This window comes from Micromonospora sp. DT68, assembly GCF_049847245.1.
GTDB lineage: Bacteria > Actinomycetota > Actinomycetes > Mycobacteriales > Micromonosporaceae > Micromonospora > Micromonospora profundi.
The window spans coordinates 154,918-171,183 of the sequence record NZ_JBNCNZ010000005.1 but is presented as its reverse complement, the minus strand read 5'-3'; the positions used below and the strand labels follow the sequence as shown (position 1 = coordinate 171,183).

At 72.2% G+C, this 16,266-nt stretch carries 12 protein-coding genes; 11 read left to right on the top strand and 1 reads right to left on the bottom strand.

Translation table 11 applies throughout. From position 1 onward, the window contains the following. The first annotated feature begins 2 nt into the window (after positions 1-2). The 11 genes from ACPXB1_RS11515 (at position 3) to ACPXB1_RS11465 (ending at position 14,519) form a co-directional block, all read left to right on the top strand. Positions 3-3,206 carry a hypothetical protein gene (locus tag ACPXB1_RS11515; protein WP_425735187.1) on the top strand — a complete coding sequence of 1,068 codons (3,204 nt, stop codon included), beginning with the start codon at positions 3-5 and terminating at the stop codon, positions 3,204-3,206. Then, complete coding sequence (locus ACPXB1_RS11510; protein ID WP_425735186.1) at positions 3,203-4,672, top strand: hypothetical protein; 1,470 nt, start codon at positions 3,203-3,205, stop codon at positions 4,670-4,672. The genes ACPXB1_RS11515 and ACPXB1_RS11510 overlap by 4 nt, the downstream gene beginning before the upstream one ends. A gap of 2 nt (positions 4,673-4,674) precedes the next feature. Beyond that, positions 4,675-5,175, top strand: a complete 501-nt coding sequence (locus tag ACPXB1_RS11505; protein ID WP_355589140.1) for a hypothetical protein — start codon at positions 4,675-4,677, stop codon at positions 5,173-5,175. 1 nt (position 5,176) lies between these two features. Continuing rightward, a complete protein-coding gene (locus tag ACPXB1_RS11500; RefSeq protein ID WP_355589142.1) occupies positions 5,177-5,821 on the top strand; it encodes a hypothetical protein in 645 nt (214 codons plus the stop codon). Next, positions 5,818-7,842, top strand: coding sequence for a hypothetical protein (locus ACPXB1_RS11495; RefSeq protein WP_425735185.1), 2,025 nt, complete (start codon positions 5,818-5,820; stop codon positions 7,840-7,842). The genes ACPXB1_RS11500 and ACPXB1_RS11495 overlap by 4 nt, the downstream gene beginning before the upstream one ends. 10 nt (positions 7,843-7,852) lie before the next feature. Continuing rightward, positions 7,853-8,176, top strand: a complete 324-nt coding sequence (locus ACPXB1_RS11490) for a hypothetical protein (protein ID WP_355589146.1) — start codon at positions 7,853-7,855, stop codon at positions 8,174-8,176. A 1-nt stretch (position 8,177) separates the two neighbouring features. Beyond that, entirely contained in the window at positions 8,178-8,681 is a 504-nt protein-coding gene (locus ACPXB1_RS11485; RefSeq protein ID WP_355589148.1) for a hypothetical protein, read from the top strand. Then, positions 8,674-10,110 (top strand): baseplate J/gp47 family protein, encoded by a 1,437-nt coding sequence (locus ACPXB1_RS11480; protein WP_355630576.1) that lies wholly within the window; start codon positions 8,674-8,676, stop codon positions 10,108-10,110. Before ACPXB1_RS11485 ends, ACPXB1_RS11480 begins: the two co-directional genes overlap by 8 nt. An 11-nt stretch (positions 10,111-10,121) precedes the next feature. Further along, complete coding sequence (locus ACPXB1_RS11475) at positions 10,122-12,467, top strand: hypothetical protein (RefSeq protein WP_425735184.1); 2,346 nt, start codon at positions 10,122-10,124, stop codon at positions 12,465-12,467. Positions 12,468-12,480: 13 nt separating this feature from the next. Beyond that, positions 12,481-13,608, top strand: a complete 1,128-nt coding sequence (locus ACPXB1_RS11470; protein ID WP_355589154.1) for a hypothetical protein — start codon at positions 12,481-12,483, stop codon at positions 13,606-13,608. Between the two features lie 137 nt (positions 13,609-13,745). Next, complete coding sequence (locus ACPXB1_RS11465) at positions 13,746-14,519, top strand: AfsR/SARP family transcriptional regulator (protein WP_425735183.1); 774 nt, start codon at positions 13,746-13,748, stop codon at positions 14,517-14,519. Between the two features lie 135 nt (positions 14,520-14,654). Here ACPXB1_RS11465 and ACPXB1_RS11460 read toward each other — a convergent pair whose 3' ends face one another. Next, positions 14,655-16,148, bottom strand: a complete 1,494-nt coding sequence (locus ACPXB1_RS11460; RefSeq protein WP_355630570.1) for an FAD-binding protein — start codon at positions 16,146-16,148, stop codon at positions 14,655-14,657. Positions 16,149-16,266 lie beyond the last annotated feature (118 nt).

Sequence of the window (16,266 nt, the reverse complement as noted above, 5' to 3'; positions counted from 1 at the left end):
CGGTGGCCATCTCGGTGCACGTGCCGGTGCGGATCCGGCTGGACGCCGGCTCGGTGACCGGGCGGCCGGAGGCGGTGACCGATGCGCTCGGCGCAGCCCTGGCGCGGGCTCTGGAACGCTCCCGCCGTGAGGTGGTCGCGCCCCGCGGCGGCTACCTGGAGGTACGCGCCTCAGCGCCGGAGTTCCGCTGGACCGGCGCGGGCTGCGAAGGGGTGGCCTCGGAGGACCGGCGTGCCTTCGAAGCCCGGCTCCGTCGGCGCATGGACGAGGTGGTGGCTGCCGCTCGTCTGGACCCGGGGCTGCCGGCCGGTGTGGCGGCGCCGCTGAGCCGGCCGGCGGTCGAGCTGTTCGATCCGCAGCGGTTGCGCAGCATGCTGGCCGTCTACCGGGTGCCCTCCTACGACGACGGTGGTGACGCGGCCGAGGTGCCGGTGGACGGCGATGCGCCACCGCCGGTGCGCTACGAGTGGAACCTGCGACCTGTCACCCACCTGGCCGGTCATTTCGCCGAGCTGGCCCGCGAGGCGGTCCGGCAGCACGGTGGCCTGCCGTCGGGCAGCGCGCAGGGCATCATCGCCCGGGTCACCGACCTGGAGGGACGGCAGGTGTGGCTGGTCATGGTGACCACCACCCCGCTGTCGTTCTTCACCTTCGACCGGTTCGGGGAAACGGTCTTCCGGGCCACACCGCAGCCGCACTTCGAGATCGAGGCGCGTACGCCCAGCCCGCAGCCGGGCACCGTCGATCGTCGACTGGTGTCCGACCGGGCCGCGTTGGTGGCGATGGTGGACGAGGAGATCGGCGCCGACATCCGGTCCCGGCTGCGCAGCGGCCAGCCGCGGGGCGAGACCACCACCGCCGAGGAGTACGCGGCGCAGATCGAGCGGGCCGTGGAGCTGGAGGTGAACCGCCGCGTCGACGACATCCTCGGATCGCTGGGTGGCGCGGCACCGACCAGCCTGATCGTCGTCCAGGTGGGTGGTACGTCGCTGCTGCTTGTCGGTACCGAGGCCACCGACTCGACGCTGCACTGGACCGGGCGGGCGAACCTGCTGCCGATCAGCGTGGAGCAGCATCCGACAACGCCTGTCGACCCGAAGGCGCCACCCGGCGGAGGCACCAGCACGGGCACTGCCAATGGCAATGGCAATGGCAATGGCGCGGGCGCTGGCGCGAGTACGGGGACAGGCACCGGCACGGGCACCGGCGGCGCGGGCGACGGAACGGCCACGGGCGCGGGGACCGGGGGAGGTACCGGCGACGGCGCTACGTCACGTGGCGGATTCGTCTTCGACCCGAGCGCCCCGTCCGGGCCACCCCGTGCCAACGCGAGCCGATTCCCGCTTGTCACCGGCGGGCGGGCGGAGATCCCCGCGTGCGGGTCGCTCAACGGCGAACCCGACCTCGACGCGCTCGGCGCGGACGCCGACGAGCTGCGCCGGCTGATGGACGACATCGCGTTCCGGCTCCAGATGAACCAGCCCTGCCGCTACCCGGCGACGTTCTGCCTCCAGGCCGCCGCGGTGCTGCGCGCCCGCGCCGCCGCGATCGGTGTGATGGTCGGCGCGGCGGAGCGGGAGGGATTCAGCCGGCCCGTCCCGGAGGGCACCGGTCGGCTCGGACCGCTGGACTTCCGGCCGGTCGCCTCGCCCGCCATCCAGTTCCTGCGCCACCTCGCCGGTGTGGTGCCCCGGCTGGACCACCTCGCCCGGCGTGTCATGGCTGTCTACGGCAAGCCGGAGCACTGGGCCAGGATCCGCAGCGCCGCGTTCGAGCACCCGGCAGCGTGGGACCTGCACTTCCTGTACGCGTTCACACCGGCCGTGAAGGACGCCGTCGGGACGATCTTCGTGATCGGCAACAAAGCAATGCTTGTGCAGTTGCTGCTCAGCTCCCGGCAGGGTATCCAGGCCCGGATCACCAGCTTCCCGGACTACGCGCCGATCTTCGAGCGGCTGATCGTCTCCCAGCTCACCGACTACGTCGAGTTGCAGGGCCTACGGGACCGGCTGCGCCGGCACGAGACGGCCCGCAGCGTCCACACCCACACCAGCGTCGGAGGTGAGGCGCTCGCCACCGCGAGCATGGTGAACCCGTCCACCGCCTGGTTCGGGGCGGCGCACTCGCTCTCCGGCGCGTTCCTCGCCGCCGAGGCCGCCTTCACCAGCCCCGGGGCAGCCGGCGAGATCGTCGAGCGCGACGGCGTGGCCCGGATCCGGGACTCCCACGGGGTGCTGTGGACCGTCGCCGACATCGAACAGGCGATGGTCATCCAGCGCGGCGAGGCCGAGGGCATCGACCCGCTGGTCAAGCAGATCGCCGACCTGCCCGACGTGCTTGCCCGCTTCGCCGGTGACCGCAGTGCCATTCGCGACGAGCTGTGGCGGGTGCTCCAGGACATGCGGAGCAACAACGACGAGATGCTCGACCGCGCCCGGGGAGACGCCGGGTTCGCGTTCCGGTCCAGCCGGATCAGCGAACACATCCCGTCGGCCACCATCCCGGGTGGCCGGTACGCCCTACAGGGCATCCACCTCGTCACCCACCAGCAGCTCGGCGAGTTCTTCGGAGGCAGCAGCTACTACACCCTCGGCGTCGACGACCTGTTCAGCAGCGAGTTGGGCCGGCAGGCGCTGTCGGCGTTCGCGCTGACCATCGGCATCATCGCCCTGTCGGTGCTCTGCCCACCGCTGGGCTTCGCCGTCGGGGTGGCGGTGGCCGTGGGCGACGTGGTCCACGCCCACCGGCGCGAGCGGCTGTACGAGGCGCTCATCGACCCGGAGCTGGTGCTCACCCGCGCCGAGGTGGAGGTGGAGCTTTTCGCGGCGTACCTCGGTCTGGCGCTGTCCCTGATCCCGGAGGTCGGCACCATCGGCGGCGCGGCCATGCGCGGCGGCCGGGTCGCCCTGCGGTACGGGCTCCGGGCAGGCGTACGGGCCGGTACCCGGTACGTGGCGCGCCGGGTCGCCCGGCAGGTCATCGAGGCGGCCTCCCGCGACCTGTTGCAGGCGTTCATCACCGAGATCCTGCTCAACGAGGTGCTGGAACGCGTCGTGCAGAAGCTCATGGAGCCGGTGCTGGCGTACGTGGAGCGGGAGGCGATGCTGCGCAGCGCGGTCGGCGGTCCGGAGGGCGCCCGGTTCCTCCTCATGGTGCTCGACTCCCAGTCCGCCGCCGGTCCACGCGCCCCGGTGGTGCGGCCGTGACCCCGCCCCGCCGGTTCCGCGCCGGCCGCTTCCTGGACTCCACGGCGGTGCACGCCGCCGCCGCCGCGAACCCCCGTCTGCGCCGGTTCATGCGTACGGTGGCCGGGCACAGCGAGGGCGGCGAGGTGCGGTCCCGTCAGCTGCTGGAGCACCTCATCCGCCGCATCGTCGACGACGTCGGTGACCTGCACCTGGGCAACGCGGTGAGCAGGCTGGAGCGGATCGCCGTGCTGCGGGAGAACATCGCCGCGATCCTCGACCACGTGCTCGAAGGCCGCCCCCTGCCCGAGGGCACACGGGTGACCGCGTTGGGGGAGTACTTCGACCAGCTCCGAACGGAGATGCGCGAGCTGAGCCGACCGCGCGACGGGATCGTGGGTGACGCGCCGCTGCGGCTCGCCGACGACGCCGCCGCGTACGCCGAGTCGTTGCTGCGGGATTTCGAGGCCGGCGGCGGTCGGCACAGCGAGCCGGCGGCCGTGGTGGGCGACGCGTTCCGGGCCATGCCAACGGACCGGCAGGCGGCCGTGCGCCGCGCTGCCGAGTTGGAGCCGCAGGCGCTGTGGCGGGCGGTGGCCAGCGAGACCGAGAGCGGTAAGCGGGCCGCCGTCGCGGACCTGGAGACCCGGCTCGGCGGCCGGCTCACCCCCGACGAGATGGCCCGGCTGCGTGCCGCCGTCGACGACCTCGGCCGGGCCCGCTCGCGGGGCTTGCAGATGAACCAGGTGCGGCTGGCCGAGATCCTGGCCCGCATCGCCGACCCGGAGTTGCGGGCGGTGGTGGCCAGCGGCGACGTGTGGCTCACCCAGCAACTCGCCGCGCACAACCCGGAGGCGCTGGCCACCCTGTGGCGGCGCTTCCGGGAGCGGGGCGGACGCGCCGACGACGGCCCCGGCTTCCGCGCCTACCTGCGCCACGACATGGTCACCTACGGCCGGGGCGTACTTGGCGAATACACGGCGGCGTTCTCACTGAGCAGCATCAAGACGTTCCTCAAGGGGCCGGACGCCAACGTCAAGGTCGCCGGCACCGACCTCGTCGGTATCGGCCGCGACGGCTGGGTGTGGCTGATCGACGACAAGTCGCACCGCGCGACAAGCGTCAGCGACGTCAGCGCGCTCACCGACAACCTCCCCACCAACCTGCGCCGCGACGCCGCAGATTTCCGCGAGGCCATCGCACAGCTGCAACGCGACGATCCGGGCTTCACCCCCAACCGGCAGATCGTCGACGCGATCGGCCGGATGGAGGACGCCGCCGCCGAGATCGACCGGATCAACAGGCGCGGCTCCGCGGCCACCCGGCCGGCGCGGATCAGCGCGGCGCTGACGGAGCGCCGGCTGCGACTGCGGGTCACCAGCGCCGCCGGCGAGGTCCGCGAGATCACTCAGGCGCTGCGCGACCTGGGTCTGACCGTCAGCCGCACCGGTACGCCGGTGCCGCTGCCACCCACCGGAGGTCGCTGAGCATGGCCATCACCAGCAGCTTCATACGGTACGGCACGGTGCCGTCGGCGATCATCAGCGACGGTGTGCTGCCCATCCCGCTGTGGGCTGTCACCGCGATCTCCCTCGCGCAGACGTACCACCTGCCGCCGATCGGCTCCACCGCGCACAAGGCGATCGTGGCCACCCACGACGACACCATCACGCTGACCGGGGTGCTCGTCGGCGCGGAACGGTACGCCTGGAAGTTCGCCCTGGAGACGATGGCCGAGGCGAGCAAACGCGGCACCGCCCTCGCTGCGTACTCCGGCGGGAAGTTCGGCGGGCTCATCCTCGTCACGTCGATGACCATCCGCACCGACATGCAGGTGCAGTCGCTGACCTTCAGCGCCTCGGCGGCCCGCCGCGACGTCCTGGACACCACCATCACCCTCGTCCACGTGCCCCGTCCCAGCCTGCTCGGCAAGCTGCTCGACGTGGCGAGCATCGGAGTCGGCGCGCTCGCCGACGGGTTGGGGAACTGACATGCCACCGTTCCCGATCGACCGTTACCTGCTGCCGGAGACACCCATCGAGGTGCCCGACGGGTTCACCGAGGTCCGGCAGAGCCTCACCGCCGGCCTGCCGCACCGCGTCGAACTGGGCGCGGGTGTCCACGCCGTGCTGATCCTGCCCACCGGCCTGGCCCGGCAGTGGCTGGACACCGACCCCCTGGCGGTGGTCAGCAGCTCCGCCGACGACCTGGCGCCCCGGCCCGCACCGCAGGCCACAGCCCCGGCCCCGGCGCTTGTCGGCCGGGTGCCGCTGCGCCTTGTCGTCCGCCAGGGCACCCGGATCCTCGGCTCGGTGCCACTTGCCACCGGCCTGCGCCGGGTCTGCCCCGACGCCGGCCGCACCACCGACGCCAACCCGTCGGCAGCCGTGGAGGTGCTGGTGCTGGCCTGGCTGCTGCACGCCGGCACGGTACGCGGCTCCGGCGACTACGGCTCGACCCTGACGCTTGCCTGGCGGCCCGCCGACCGGGCCGTGGACCAGTTCGGACCGCCGCCGATAAACGAGTTCGTCTGGCGTCGCCGCCCACCCGCGCAGCGCGTCGAATCCGAACTCGGCCCCGGCCGGCTGCGCTACCGCTACCTGCTCGACAAGAAGATGCGGAGGGTCCTGCGGTGACACTCACGCCGTTCCAGACCGGCCAGGTACGCCAGGGGGCGGTCGGCAACGACGCCGGCTGGACCCTCACCTTCCACCGGGAGACCCCGACCGGGCTCAGCCAGGACGCCACCCTCACAGTGTCCAGCGCCGACTACTACGCGGCCATCGACGCGGCGCTGCCCGACGGGCTGGGCCCCGGCGCGTACACGATCACCGTGCAGGGGCTGATCGACGAGCACTTCGCCGCGCTGCGCACCGCCGAGGGGCAGCCGCCGCTGGTGGCGAAGCTGCACCTGTACTGGCGGGACGCCAACACCTCCGTTGGCGCGTTCTTCACCAACCTGGTCGGCGTCAACGCCGGCCCGTCACCGGCCGAGCTGACCCAGGCGCTTGTCGCCGTCCTGCGCGTGACAAAGGTGCGCCGGCTCACCGGCGAGCGGACGTACGACACCGAGCTGACCCTCGTCGAGCAGGCGTACGCCCGGCTCGGGCAGCGGGTCGCCGAACGGTTCGAGGCGGCGAACTTCACCGCCGCCGTCCGGGCCATCGCCGAGCGGACCCGGGTGGACATCGCCACCTGGGGTGCCAACCCGGACGGCACGATGACCCGGGGCGCCGGCGAGGCGGCCGGCGACGAGCGTGTCGCCTTCGGCGCCGGGCTGCTCTACCGGGCCGCGCTGGACCGGCTCGGTGGCGCGTTGCAGCAGTCGCTGAACGCGTACGGGCGGGGGATGCTGCTGATCCGCGACGGGACAGTGCACATCGGCAAGCGCCCCATCCCGTACCCCGAGGGCGAGCCGAAACCGCTCACCCTCGCCACCGGGCTGCTGGAGTGCACCGAGAACGGCAGCCAGGACACCGACCCGTACGCGGCCACCGAGGCCGGGGGCACCGCGCCGCCGCGCCGCCGGGCGTGGACGTTGACCCTCAAGGGCCGTCCCGACCTGAAGCCCGGCGACCTGGTGCTCTTCGACCCGCCTGCGGTGGACGAGGCCACCACGCTGGGCAGCGTCGGCGCGGCGTTGCTCGGCTCGTTCGCGGCACCGTTCGCCCCGTCGACCGGTGAGCTGGGCGCGGGAGCGAAGCTGCTCTACCTCAGCGCGGCGCGGCACACCCTGTCGCGTACCGCCGGGTTCGTCACCGTCGTGCAGGGCGTGGAGGTCTCCTCGCCCGCGCAGGCCTGGGACACCTGGAGCGACGCCTCGGGCGTGGCGGCCGCCGAGCCGGCGGGCCCGGCGTCGTCGCCGGGGGTGGCCGCCGCGGAGGCGGTGCGCCGGGCCGCCCGCGCGGCCCGCGGCGAGACGCGCGGGTTGGAGATCGGCGAGGTACGCGCGGCGGCCACAAACGCCAGCGGCGCTGTCGAGCCGCCCGCGCAGACCGAGACGGTGTGGGAGGGGCTGGTCCGCTCCGACGGACGGCCCAACGGTGCCCGCCGCCTGCCGGTACGCCGGCAGGAACCCGCGCCGCTGCCCGGGGTGACCTACCTGACCCCGTTCGCGTGGGGTGGCTGTGGACTGATCCTGCCCCGCTACCCGGGCACCCGGGTGGCGCTTGCCTACCGCAACGGCGCACCGGACGACCCGGTTGACGTCGGCGCGCTCTGGCCCACCGGGCACGCCCCGGTGTCGCAGCCGGGGGACTGGTGGCTGTCACTGCCGGTCGGGGTGGACACCAACAGCCGCGCGTCGATCGGCGACTCGGTGGTGCCCGCCGACCACGCCGGCAAAGTGACGCACGACCTCACCGACGGCGACGGCAACCGGGTCATCGAGCTGGGCGAGCTGACCGTGCGGGTGGGCCGGGACCAGCTGCGCGGCCGGGGCCAGCGTCCGGCGCGCGCCGACGACGCCGACAGCATCACCATCGAGCACGCCGGTGGCTCGTCGATCGTCATGAAACAGGACGGCTCGATCACCATCACCGCCAAGCAGATCGACCTGGACGCCGGCGACGGGCCGGTGAACATCACCGGCGGCACCGTCACCATCGCCGCCGACGACGTCGACGTCCAGGTCAGCAACGCGATGAACGTCCACTGAGGAGAGCGAGATGGCATTCGTGCTCACCACGTCGAGTGACGTGCACTGCCCCAACCAGGGGAAGGTCTCCCCGGCCGGGCAGGCGAAGCTGATCGTGGCCGATGCCGAGGTGACCCGACTCGACGGCATCGTCGGCAAGTCGGTGTCCGGGTGCAAGATCACCGACAGCAGCTCCACGCTGCAGTGCAAGAAGGTCGTCTCGGCGACCGGCGCCGCCGAAAAGCTGTTCGTCAACGGCAAGGGGGTGGCGTTGGCGACCCTCGGCGGTGCCACCGACGGCACCACCCCCGGCCTTTCCGCCACCGCCGGGCAGAGCAAGCTGAAGGCGGTCTGAGATGGACCGGACCGAGCGGGAACGGCAGGCCGCCCAGCGCCGCTACCTCGGCTGGGGCCTCGCCTTCGAACCCACGATGCCCGGCGTCGACCTGGCCCGCGACGTCGTCTTCGACGACGGCCCGAACGGCCGGGTGCTGGCGCTTGTCGCCGGCACCCAGAACGTGGCGCAGAGCCTCTCGGTGGCGCTGACCACGCTGCGCGGCTCGAACGTCTTCGACGCCACCTTCGGCTTCGACGGGCTCAACGCCCTCGCCGAGCAGATCGAGCCGAGCCTCATCCGCGAGCAGGTGCGCATCGGCATCATCACGCTGCTCGACCGCGACCCCCGCGTCCGCAAGATCGTCGACGTGAACCTCGACGACGGTCGACTCGGCGCCACCGGCACCGACGACGCCGCCCACGCCGCGCTGCGCGCCTCCCGCACCCTCCAGGTGCAGGTCCAGTTCGAAACCATCACCGACGACCGGCTCTCGGTGCATCTCGGGGAGCTGCCAAGTGTCTGATCCGACAGTGCCGGCCGAGCTGGCCGACGTCCTGGCCGTCGACGCCGCCGCCCTGCGGGCCACCGGCTCGACCGGCTTCGGCATCGTCGAGACCGGCTTCGTGCCCAAGTCCTTCGCCCGGCTGCTCGCCGAGAAGCTCGCCACAGCCCGCCTGCTCTTCGGCGATGACGTCGACCTGACAAGCGGCGCCGTCCTGCGCAAGATGCTGGAGTTGGCCGCGTTGGAGGACGCCCGACTGTGGGCGGCCCTCGGCGCGGTCTACGACAACTCGTACGTGGTGTCGGCCACCGCCGACGCGCTGACCCGACTCGGCGAGGAACTCGGCATCCCCCGGCCGTACCTGCCGGCCCGGGGGACTGTGAAGCTGAAGCTCAAGGCCGCCCTGCCGACCGGTCGTACCCAGCTCACGCTGCCCAGGGGCGCACGGCTGTCCACAGCCGGCGGTCACCACGTCGCACTCGACGAGACTGTGGTGCTCTCCGCCGCCGTCGGCGAACGGGAACCGGCCGTCGCCGCCTTCTATCCCGGCCCCGCGCACAACCTCGACCCCACCCAGGCCAGCCAGAAGATCGACAGGTGGAACCGGGCCGACACGCTGCTCGCCGACCTGGACGACGCCGAGCAGGCCGCCGGCAAGGAACTGGTGGAGATCACCCACACCGTCACGCTGACCGGCGGCGAGCAGCAGGTCTCCGACGCCCGCTACCGCCAACTGCTGCTGGCCGCGCCCCGCTCCATCTGGACGGCCGAGGCGATCGGCCTGGCAGTGGCCACCGTCCCGGGCGTACGCCAGGTGCAGGTCTTCGACGGCCGGGGCGGGTTGGACCTCAACCAGTCCATCTTCGGCAACTTCAACTTCATCGAGCGCGTGTTCAGCACCGAACGCGACCTGGGCAACCCGTACTACGTCACGGTGCTCGTCGCGCCCACCGCCGCGGCCATCTGGGACGGCCCCGACGGGCTGCACGCCGCCGTCGAGTCGGTAATCGAGGACCTGCGGCCGGTGGGCATCTTCGCCTCCGTCGACCGGGCCGACGAGGTGGGCATCGGCGTCGAGGCCGACCTGGTGATCCGTGGTCTGCCGCTTCCCACCGGCTCGACGGAGACGGTGAACGCCTCCACGGCCGCCACCGAACTGCGCGCCCGACTGCACGCCCGGCTCCGCCGCTACGTCGACGAGCTGCCCTTCGGTGAACCCGTCCGGGCGGCCGAGGTGATCTGGACGCTGATGAACGAGCCGGGCGTCGCCGACGTCCGTGGCCTACGACTGGTGCGCTTCCCGGCCGACTCGGCAGTCGTGGTGACCGGCAGCGCGCCCACCGGCGACGGCGTGCAGCGCCTGCCCGTCGGCGACAACGCGGTGCTCGCCGCCAACCAGGTGCCCGTCTACGTCGACCGGGACGACCCCCGGCCGTTCCGGATCGTCTGAGCGGGGGCGCGATGACCGACATCCGGGTGCCGGTGGACGGTGCCGACCCGTCCGTCGAACGTAACCTCGTCGACCAGTTGGAAGGCCCGTACCCGGGCACCGTCCGGCGGGTGGTCGTGCCGATCGGCGCCACCGGCACCGCCGCCGTGGACTGGACCAGCCGGCATCCGCTGCTCACCGTCGTGCTGCGCCGGGACCTGGTCGAGGAGACCGTCCGGGTGACGGTCACCGTGGCGCCGGGCGCCGAGGACGAGCGGGTGCTGCCGCCTGTGGTGTTCGCGCCCTGGTCGGCCGCCGGCGCGTCGGTGCCGGCGTACGCGCCGGACACTGCCGACGAGCCGCTGGTCGCCGCGTTCCCCGTGGCCGTGACGGCGGAACGGGTCGTCGACGGCGGTTCCACCACGGCGGTCACCGGCGAGGCCCTCACCGCCCTTGTGGAGCTGGCCGTGCTGGAGGGCAACCTGGGTCGGCTGCTCTACCTGGTGTCGTACGAGAAGCACCGGCTGCGCCGCGCGGCCCGGGAGGTGCACGCATACCGGACCCTGGCGCACGCCCGGCGCGACGCGCTGGACCGGATCGGCGCCGACGTCGGGGTGGCCCGCTTCGTCGACGAGCTGGTGCACGAGCCGGCCAGCGGCGAGGTGTACGCCCGCCGGCTGGCGCCGCCGGCCCGCGAGCCGGATGCGGCGTACGCCCACCGGCTCGGGCTCTACCGCCGGTTCCTGCTGCCCACACCGGGTGCGGTGCGCCGGCTGCTCAACGGGCCGGGAGCGGATACCGACCCGAACACCGGGCTGTTCGCGGACCTGCCCGGCGGCGCCCGGTTCACACTGCGCGAGGACGACGACCGGTTCGCGGTGGCGATCCGGCTTGTCGCCGCCGGGGATCCGCAGCACCGCACGAACTTCCTCGCCCAACTGCGCCGGGACCGCCTCGTCCTGCCGGCGAACACGCCGCCGAACAACACCACGCACGCCGGCCGGGCGTTGCCGGCCAGCCGGTTGGCCGAGGTCACCGCGCTGCGTGCCAGCCTGCGCCAGTCGTACACCTTCGACAGCTCGCACGGCATCGCGCCGCCGCTGGCCGCCGCCCTGGACCGGGCGGGGCGGGTGTGCCGGGCGCTCGGCTCGTCGATCGTGTGGCAGGTGACCCGCGCCCAGGACGACGCGGGTGGCAGCCGCTACGAACTGGGCCTCGGTGTGGACGTGAGCTGGCCGACTCCCGCACAGGCCACCGACCTACGCAACCGGGTGCTGGACACCGGCCGGGCGGTCACCGGCGACCGGACCGCCGAGGCGCTGATCGCCGCCGCCCGTGCGCGCGGTGTGCCCACCGTGGCGGCCGACGGCGAGCTGGCGTGGCTGTGGCGGGTGTGCGGGTTGGCGACCACGCACCGGATCAGCACCACCAGGATGTACCTGTCGCACCTGCCCACCAGAGGGCTGGCGGTGACCGCGCCGCTGAGCGCGGCGGTCGGTGCCGACACGACGGTCGAGGCACAGTTCCACGCTCCGGGTGACCCGGGCGGCAACGCGCTGCTGCTGGCCGGGCTGGCCGCGGCCAGGGCGGCCTGGACCGCCGCCGGGGAGCCGGCGTGGACGTCGCTGACCGACGCGGTGGCCCGCACCCGGTGGGCGGCCGTGCCGACCCGGCCGGCAGGGCAGCCCGTCGATCAGGTGCTGGCCGCCGCAGGCCTTCCCGCGGTACGCGAGCCGGCGCCCGTGGTGGCCGCGCTCAACCGCCTGCCCGACGAGCTGGTGGAGACCATCGAGCTGCCGGCGGCGCTGGCCTCCGCACTGATCGCCGGGCAGCCGGCCGCCGGAGACCGGCTGGCCCGGCTCGTCGGGATGCTGCGCGAACAGCACCTGGCCGCCGCGCTGCCGCTTGTCGAGACGGGCAACCGGGTGCTGCTGGTGTGCAGCGTGATCGGCCTGCCGCAGGCCGGGTTGAACCTGGCCGAGCGCCGGGCCACCGGGTTCCGCTGGTACACGGTGGGGCTCGGCGGCGGCACGGCGGAGATCAAGGCGGTCGGCGCGCGGACCGCCCTGCGGCCCACCCACACCGGGCTGGTGGCAGTGGTGGCGCTCTCCTACGTGCGGACCGGTCTGACCGACCCGTACGAGTTCCGGGTGGAGCTGCCCGACGGGGTGGCGCTGACCCTGGCGCAGTACGAGCGGCTGATGAACGCGCTGACGCGGGTCTGCCCTCTCGGCGTGGAGATCAACACGTTCGGCATCCGTCGCGACCACGTCGACATCGACGGCAACGGCACCGCCGAGCCGCTGCGCCCCGCGGTGGCCCGCACCTTCCGCACCTTCCAGCAGCGCCGGCACCGCGGCGTGTACGACCAGCTCTGAGAGGGACACCACAATGGCGAGCGAGATCAACTACGACGGGATGACCGTCACCGAGCTGTACGAGGTGTTCACCAAGCACGGCATCCCGCCCTCGGACGCCAGCGTGCTGGTCTCCTCCTGGATCTACGAAAACGTGGGCACGGCGAAGCGGGTGTTCAGCTACGCCGAGTCGTTCCCGGCGGTGGAGCCGGGCTGCGCGCCGCCGCCGTTCGCCCGTACCTTCGCGCACACCGACTGGGTCGACGGCGAGGACGTGGTGCAGGCCGGGCAGACCCCCGGTGAGCAGGGCTTCAACGAGCGGTTCCACCGCATCGAGCACGACCTGGACCACCTCGGCACCGACCTGGCCAAGGCGTTCGCGTGCATGGCAGCGATGCGGGTGAGCCTGCGCCGGCTGCTCGACGAGATACGTGCGGAGATCAACCGGCTGCACTCGACGGTCCACGAAAACAAGATCGTCCCCGGCCCGTACACGTTCGAGCAGATCCCCAACTACATCGGCGCGCTGGACTTCGGCAAGTACATGGGCACCACGATGTTCATGGACAAGAAGGTGAGCATCTGGCAGACCAAGGCCGGCACCATCGTGCTGCCCGCCGTGGAGACCATCGGCGTGGACGTCATCGCCGGGCCGAAGGTCCGCGGCGCCGCCCGACTCGCCCGGTACGTCGCCGAGCACGAGGACGTCCGGCGGCGCTTCCCGCGCGAGGTGAAGCTCGACGAGTTCATCAGTCAGTTCGGCCACGAGGAGGTGGCCGACGGTCGGCTGATCCGTGACGTCCTCAAGGTGCTGCCGGCGGACACCAGCTACGCGAGCGTGGACGCGATGCTCGCCGAGGTGAGCGAGCGTGAGGCCGTCATCGTCCGCACGACTGTCGGCGCGCAGTCGGCGGTTTCGGCAGCCCTCGGTATCGAAGCCGAGTTGGAGAACGTCGCGGACGCGGACATCGCGATGCTCGCCGGGGTGCCGACCAAGGCGCGGGCGGCGCTGGCCCGCGCCGGGGTCAGCACCCTCGGCAAGCTCGCCGACGCGCAGCCTGAGCAGGTGCTCGGCATCATGAAGGAAGCCGGTGTACGCGCCGGCGTCGGCGACGTCGCCGAATGGACCGGGTACGCCCAGACGCTGAGCAAGCTGCGCTGAACGGCCGGGGCCGGCTCCGGCGAACGGCTGATCCGTGCCGTTCGCCGGGTCGGTGTGACGACACTGCGCTGGCGCGTCGACCGTCCACACCCGAGCGTGGAACTCCCACGGGGCGACAGGGTGCGAAGGGCACATCGATGGTTGTTCAAGAGGTGACGCACGACCTCAGGGCCGCTGCGGTCGAGGCCGATGCGCGGCAGCCACAGCGGTACGCGTTGCGCCTGCTCGGCGGGTTCGGGCTGGAACGCGACGGCCAACCGGTCGCGGTGCCGCAGGGCGCCCGCCGGTTGCTCGCGTTCCTCGGCGTACGCCAGCGGTGTGCCCGCGCGGAGGCCGCCGGCACGCTCTGGCCCGGCTCCCACGAGGAGCGGGCACGCGCCAACCTGCGCACCATGCTGTGGCGCCTGCACCGGGTCACGCCGGAACCGCTGGTGGCCGAGGACGACCAGCTCGCCTTGGCCGTCGGCGTGACAAGCGACGTGGCCACACTGGCAGCGGCGTCCGCCGCGCTGCTGGCCGGCGCACCGCCGTTGGGCGGTCCCGTGCCGGCGATGGCGACCGGTGAGCTGCTGCCCGGCTGGTACGACGACTGGGTGCTGACCGAGCGGGAGCGGCTGCGCCAGACCCGGCTGTACGCGCTTGAGGCGCTCGCCGAACGCCTCACCGCCCAGGGCCGGTTCGGTGAGGCGGTGCAGGTGGCGTTGACCGCCGTGCAGTTGGAGCCGCTGCGGGAGAGCGCCACCCGCGTGCTGATCAACGTGCACCTGGCCGAACGCAACATCAACGAGGCGGTACGCCGGTTGGAGCTGTTCCGCGCCGACCTGGGCCGGGAGTTGGGGGTGGCACCGACCCCGTGGCTGGAGCACCTGGTGCGGGCCGGCAAGGCCGGTGCCACCGTCCCGTATCCGTGACCGCCAGACCACCTTCCCCTCACGTCCTTTGCTCTGCTTCAACAAGCGCAACACTTACGCGGCCTAAGTGTTGCGCCGGGTGAAGCAGAGCAAAGGTTGGGCAGTAGGTGGGGGGAGTTACGCGCAGATCGCCGCTCAGTGCGTCGCCGGCGGGATGCTCTGTTCGTACTGGAAGACGTTGCGCGGGTCGTACTTCGCCTTGATCTTGCGCAACCGCGTGACGTTGCGCCCCCAGTAGGCGGTCTCCCACTCCGCCATACCGATGTTCGGCACGTTGACGTAGGCGCCGTCCACGTAGGGCCGCAGCGCCTGACTGAACTCGGCGATCCAGGTCTGGGCTATCGGTGTGATGTCGTCGCCGCTGTCGGGCTCGCCGCGGGTGCCCCAGCCGGCACCCGGCTCGGAGTAGAAGAGCACGTCACGGTGCGGGAACGCCGAACCGCCGAAGGGCTCCTGCCGTTGGGCCCCGGTGCCGAAGGCCTGGGTGAAGAAGTTGCTGTCGGCCGACGGGGCGTTCTCCATGAACTCGCGGACCGTGCTGATCGCCTCCGCCGGAAAGGGCTCCCTGGTGAACTGCGAGAAGAACTTCCACTTCGCGGGCTCCTCGTCGTTCGGGATCTGGAATCCGGCGTACGTCTCGCCCCAACCTCCGATCTGCACGCTGACCTCCGGATTGCCGATCGAGAGGATCGGTGCCATGAGTCTGCGGATCTCGGCCTCTGACCCCTCGGCGAGCACTCCGAACAGCAGGATCTTGTCCGGGTGGACCTCGACCTGGCTGCCGAGCCGGGGGTCGACAAAAGGTGCTGTGCACTGCCAGTTGTCGAAGACCCGGTGCAGCTCGCCGAGGCCGGGCCAGGTCGCCTGGAGATAGGCGACGCTCTTCAGCGGAGCCGCCTTGTAGGTAAGCGACGTCACGATCCCGAAGTTGCCGTTTCCGGCGCCGCGCAGAGCCCAGAGCAGGTCCGCGTGGTTCCACGGGTCCACCTGGAGCACCTTCGCGCCGTTGACGCCCGACGCGACGACGATCTCCGCGCCGATCAGGTTGTCGCAGGCCATGCCGAGGTACCGGGTGAGGAACCCGAAGCCGCCCCCGAGGGTCGCGCCGGACAGGCCGACGGTTCCCTCCGTGCCGGTCGTCGCCGCAAGGTCGTAATCTCCGAGCGCGGTCACCGCCTCCAACTGGGTGAGGCCCGCGCCGACCTTCGCCGTGCGGGTCGCGGTGTCGATGTGGACGTCCTTCAGCTCGCTGACGTCGATCACGATGCCGTTGTCGACGTTCGACCAGCCTTCGAGGCTGTGCCGGCCGCTGCGTACCCGGATCGCGACGTCGTGCTGCCGCGCCCAGGTGAGGGCGTTGACCACGTCCCGGGTCTCCTGGGCGAAGACGATGACCAGCGGGTAGCGCACGAACAGCTCGTCCCACCCGAGGCTCGCGTCCGCGTAGTCGGGGCTCTGGGGGCGGACGATGCGGCCGGTGAGCCTCGCGGGCGGGTACGTCGCATCGGACGGGCCGGGGCCGTCCATGGCGAACGCCGAGTCGCCGCCGGTCATCATGCCCGGCAGGGCGACCGCCCCGGTGCCAACAGCTGTCGCCTTGAGCAGATCGCGCCGTGAAAGGTCCCGCATGGCCACATCCTCCCGATCGGATCACACCAGGCATTTCGACCAAGAGGTGTCTTGGTTCGCATCTGGTGTGAAACCAACCGTAGGGCGGAGAGGTGCCCGCAGGATCCGAGAACTTGTC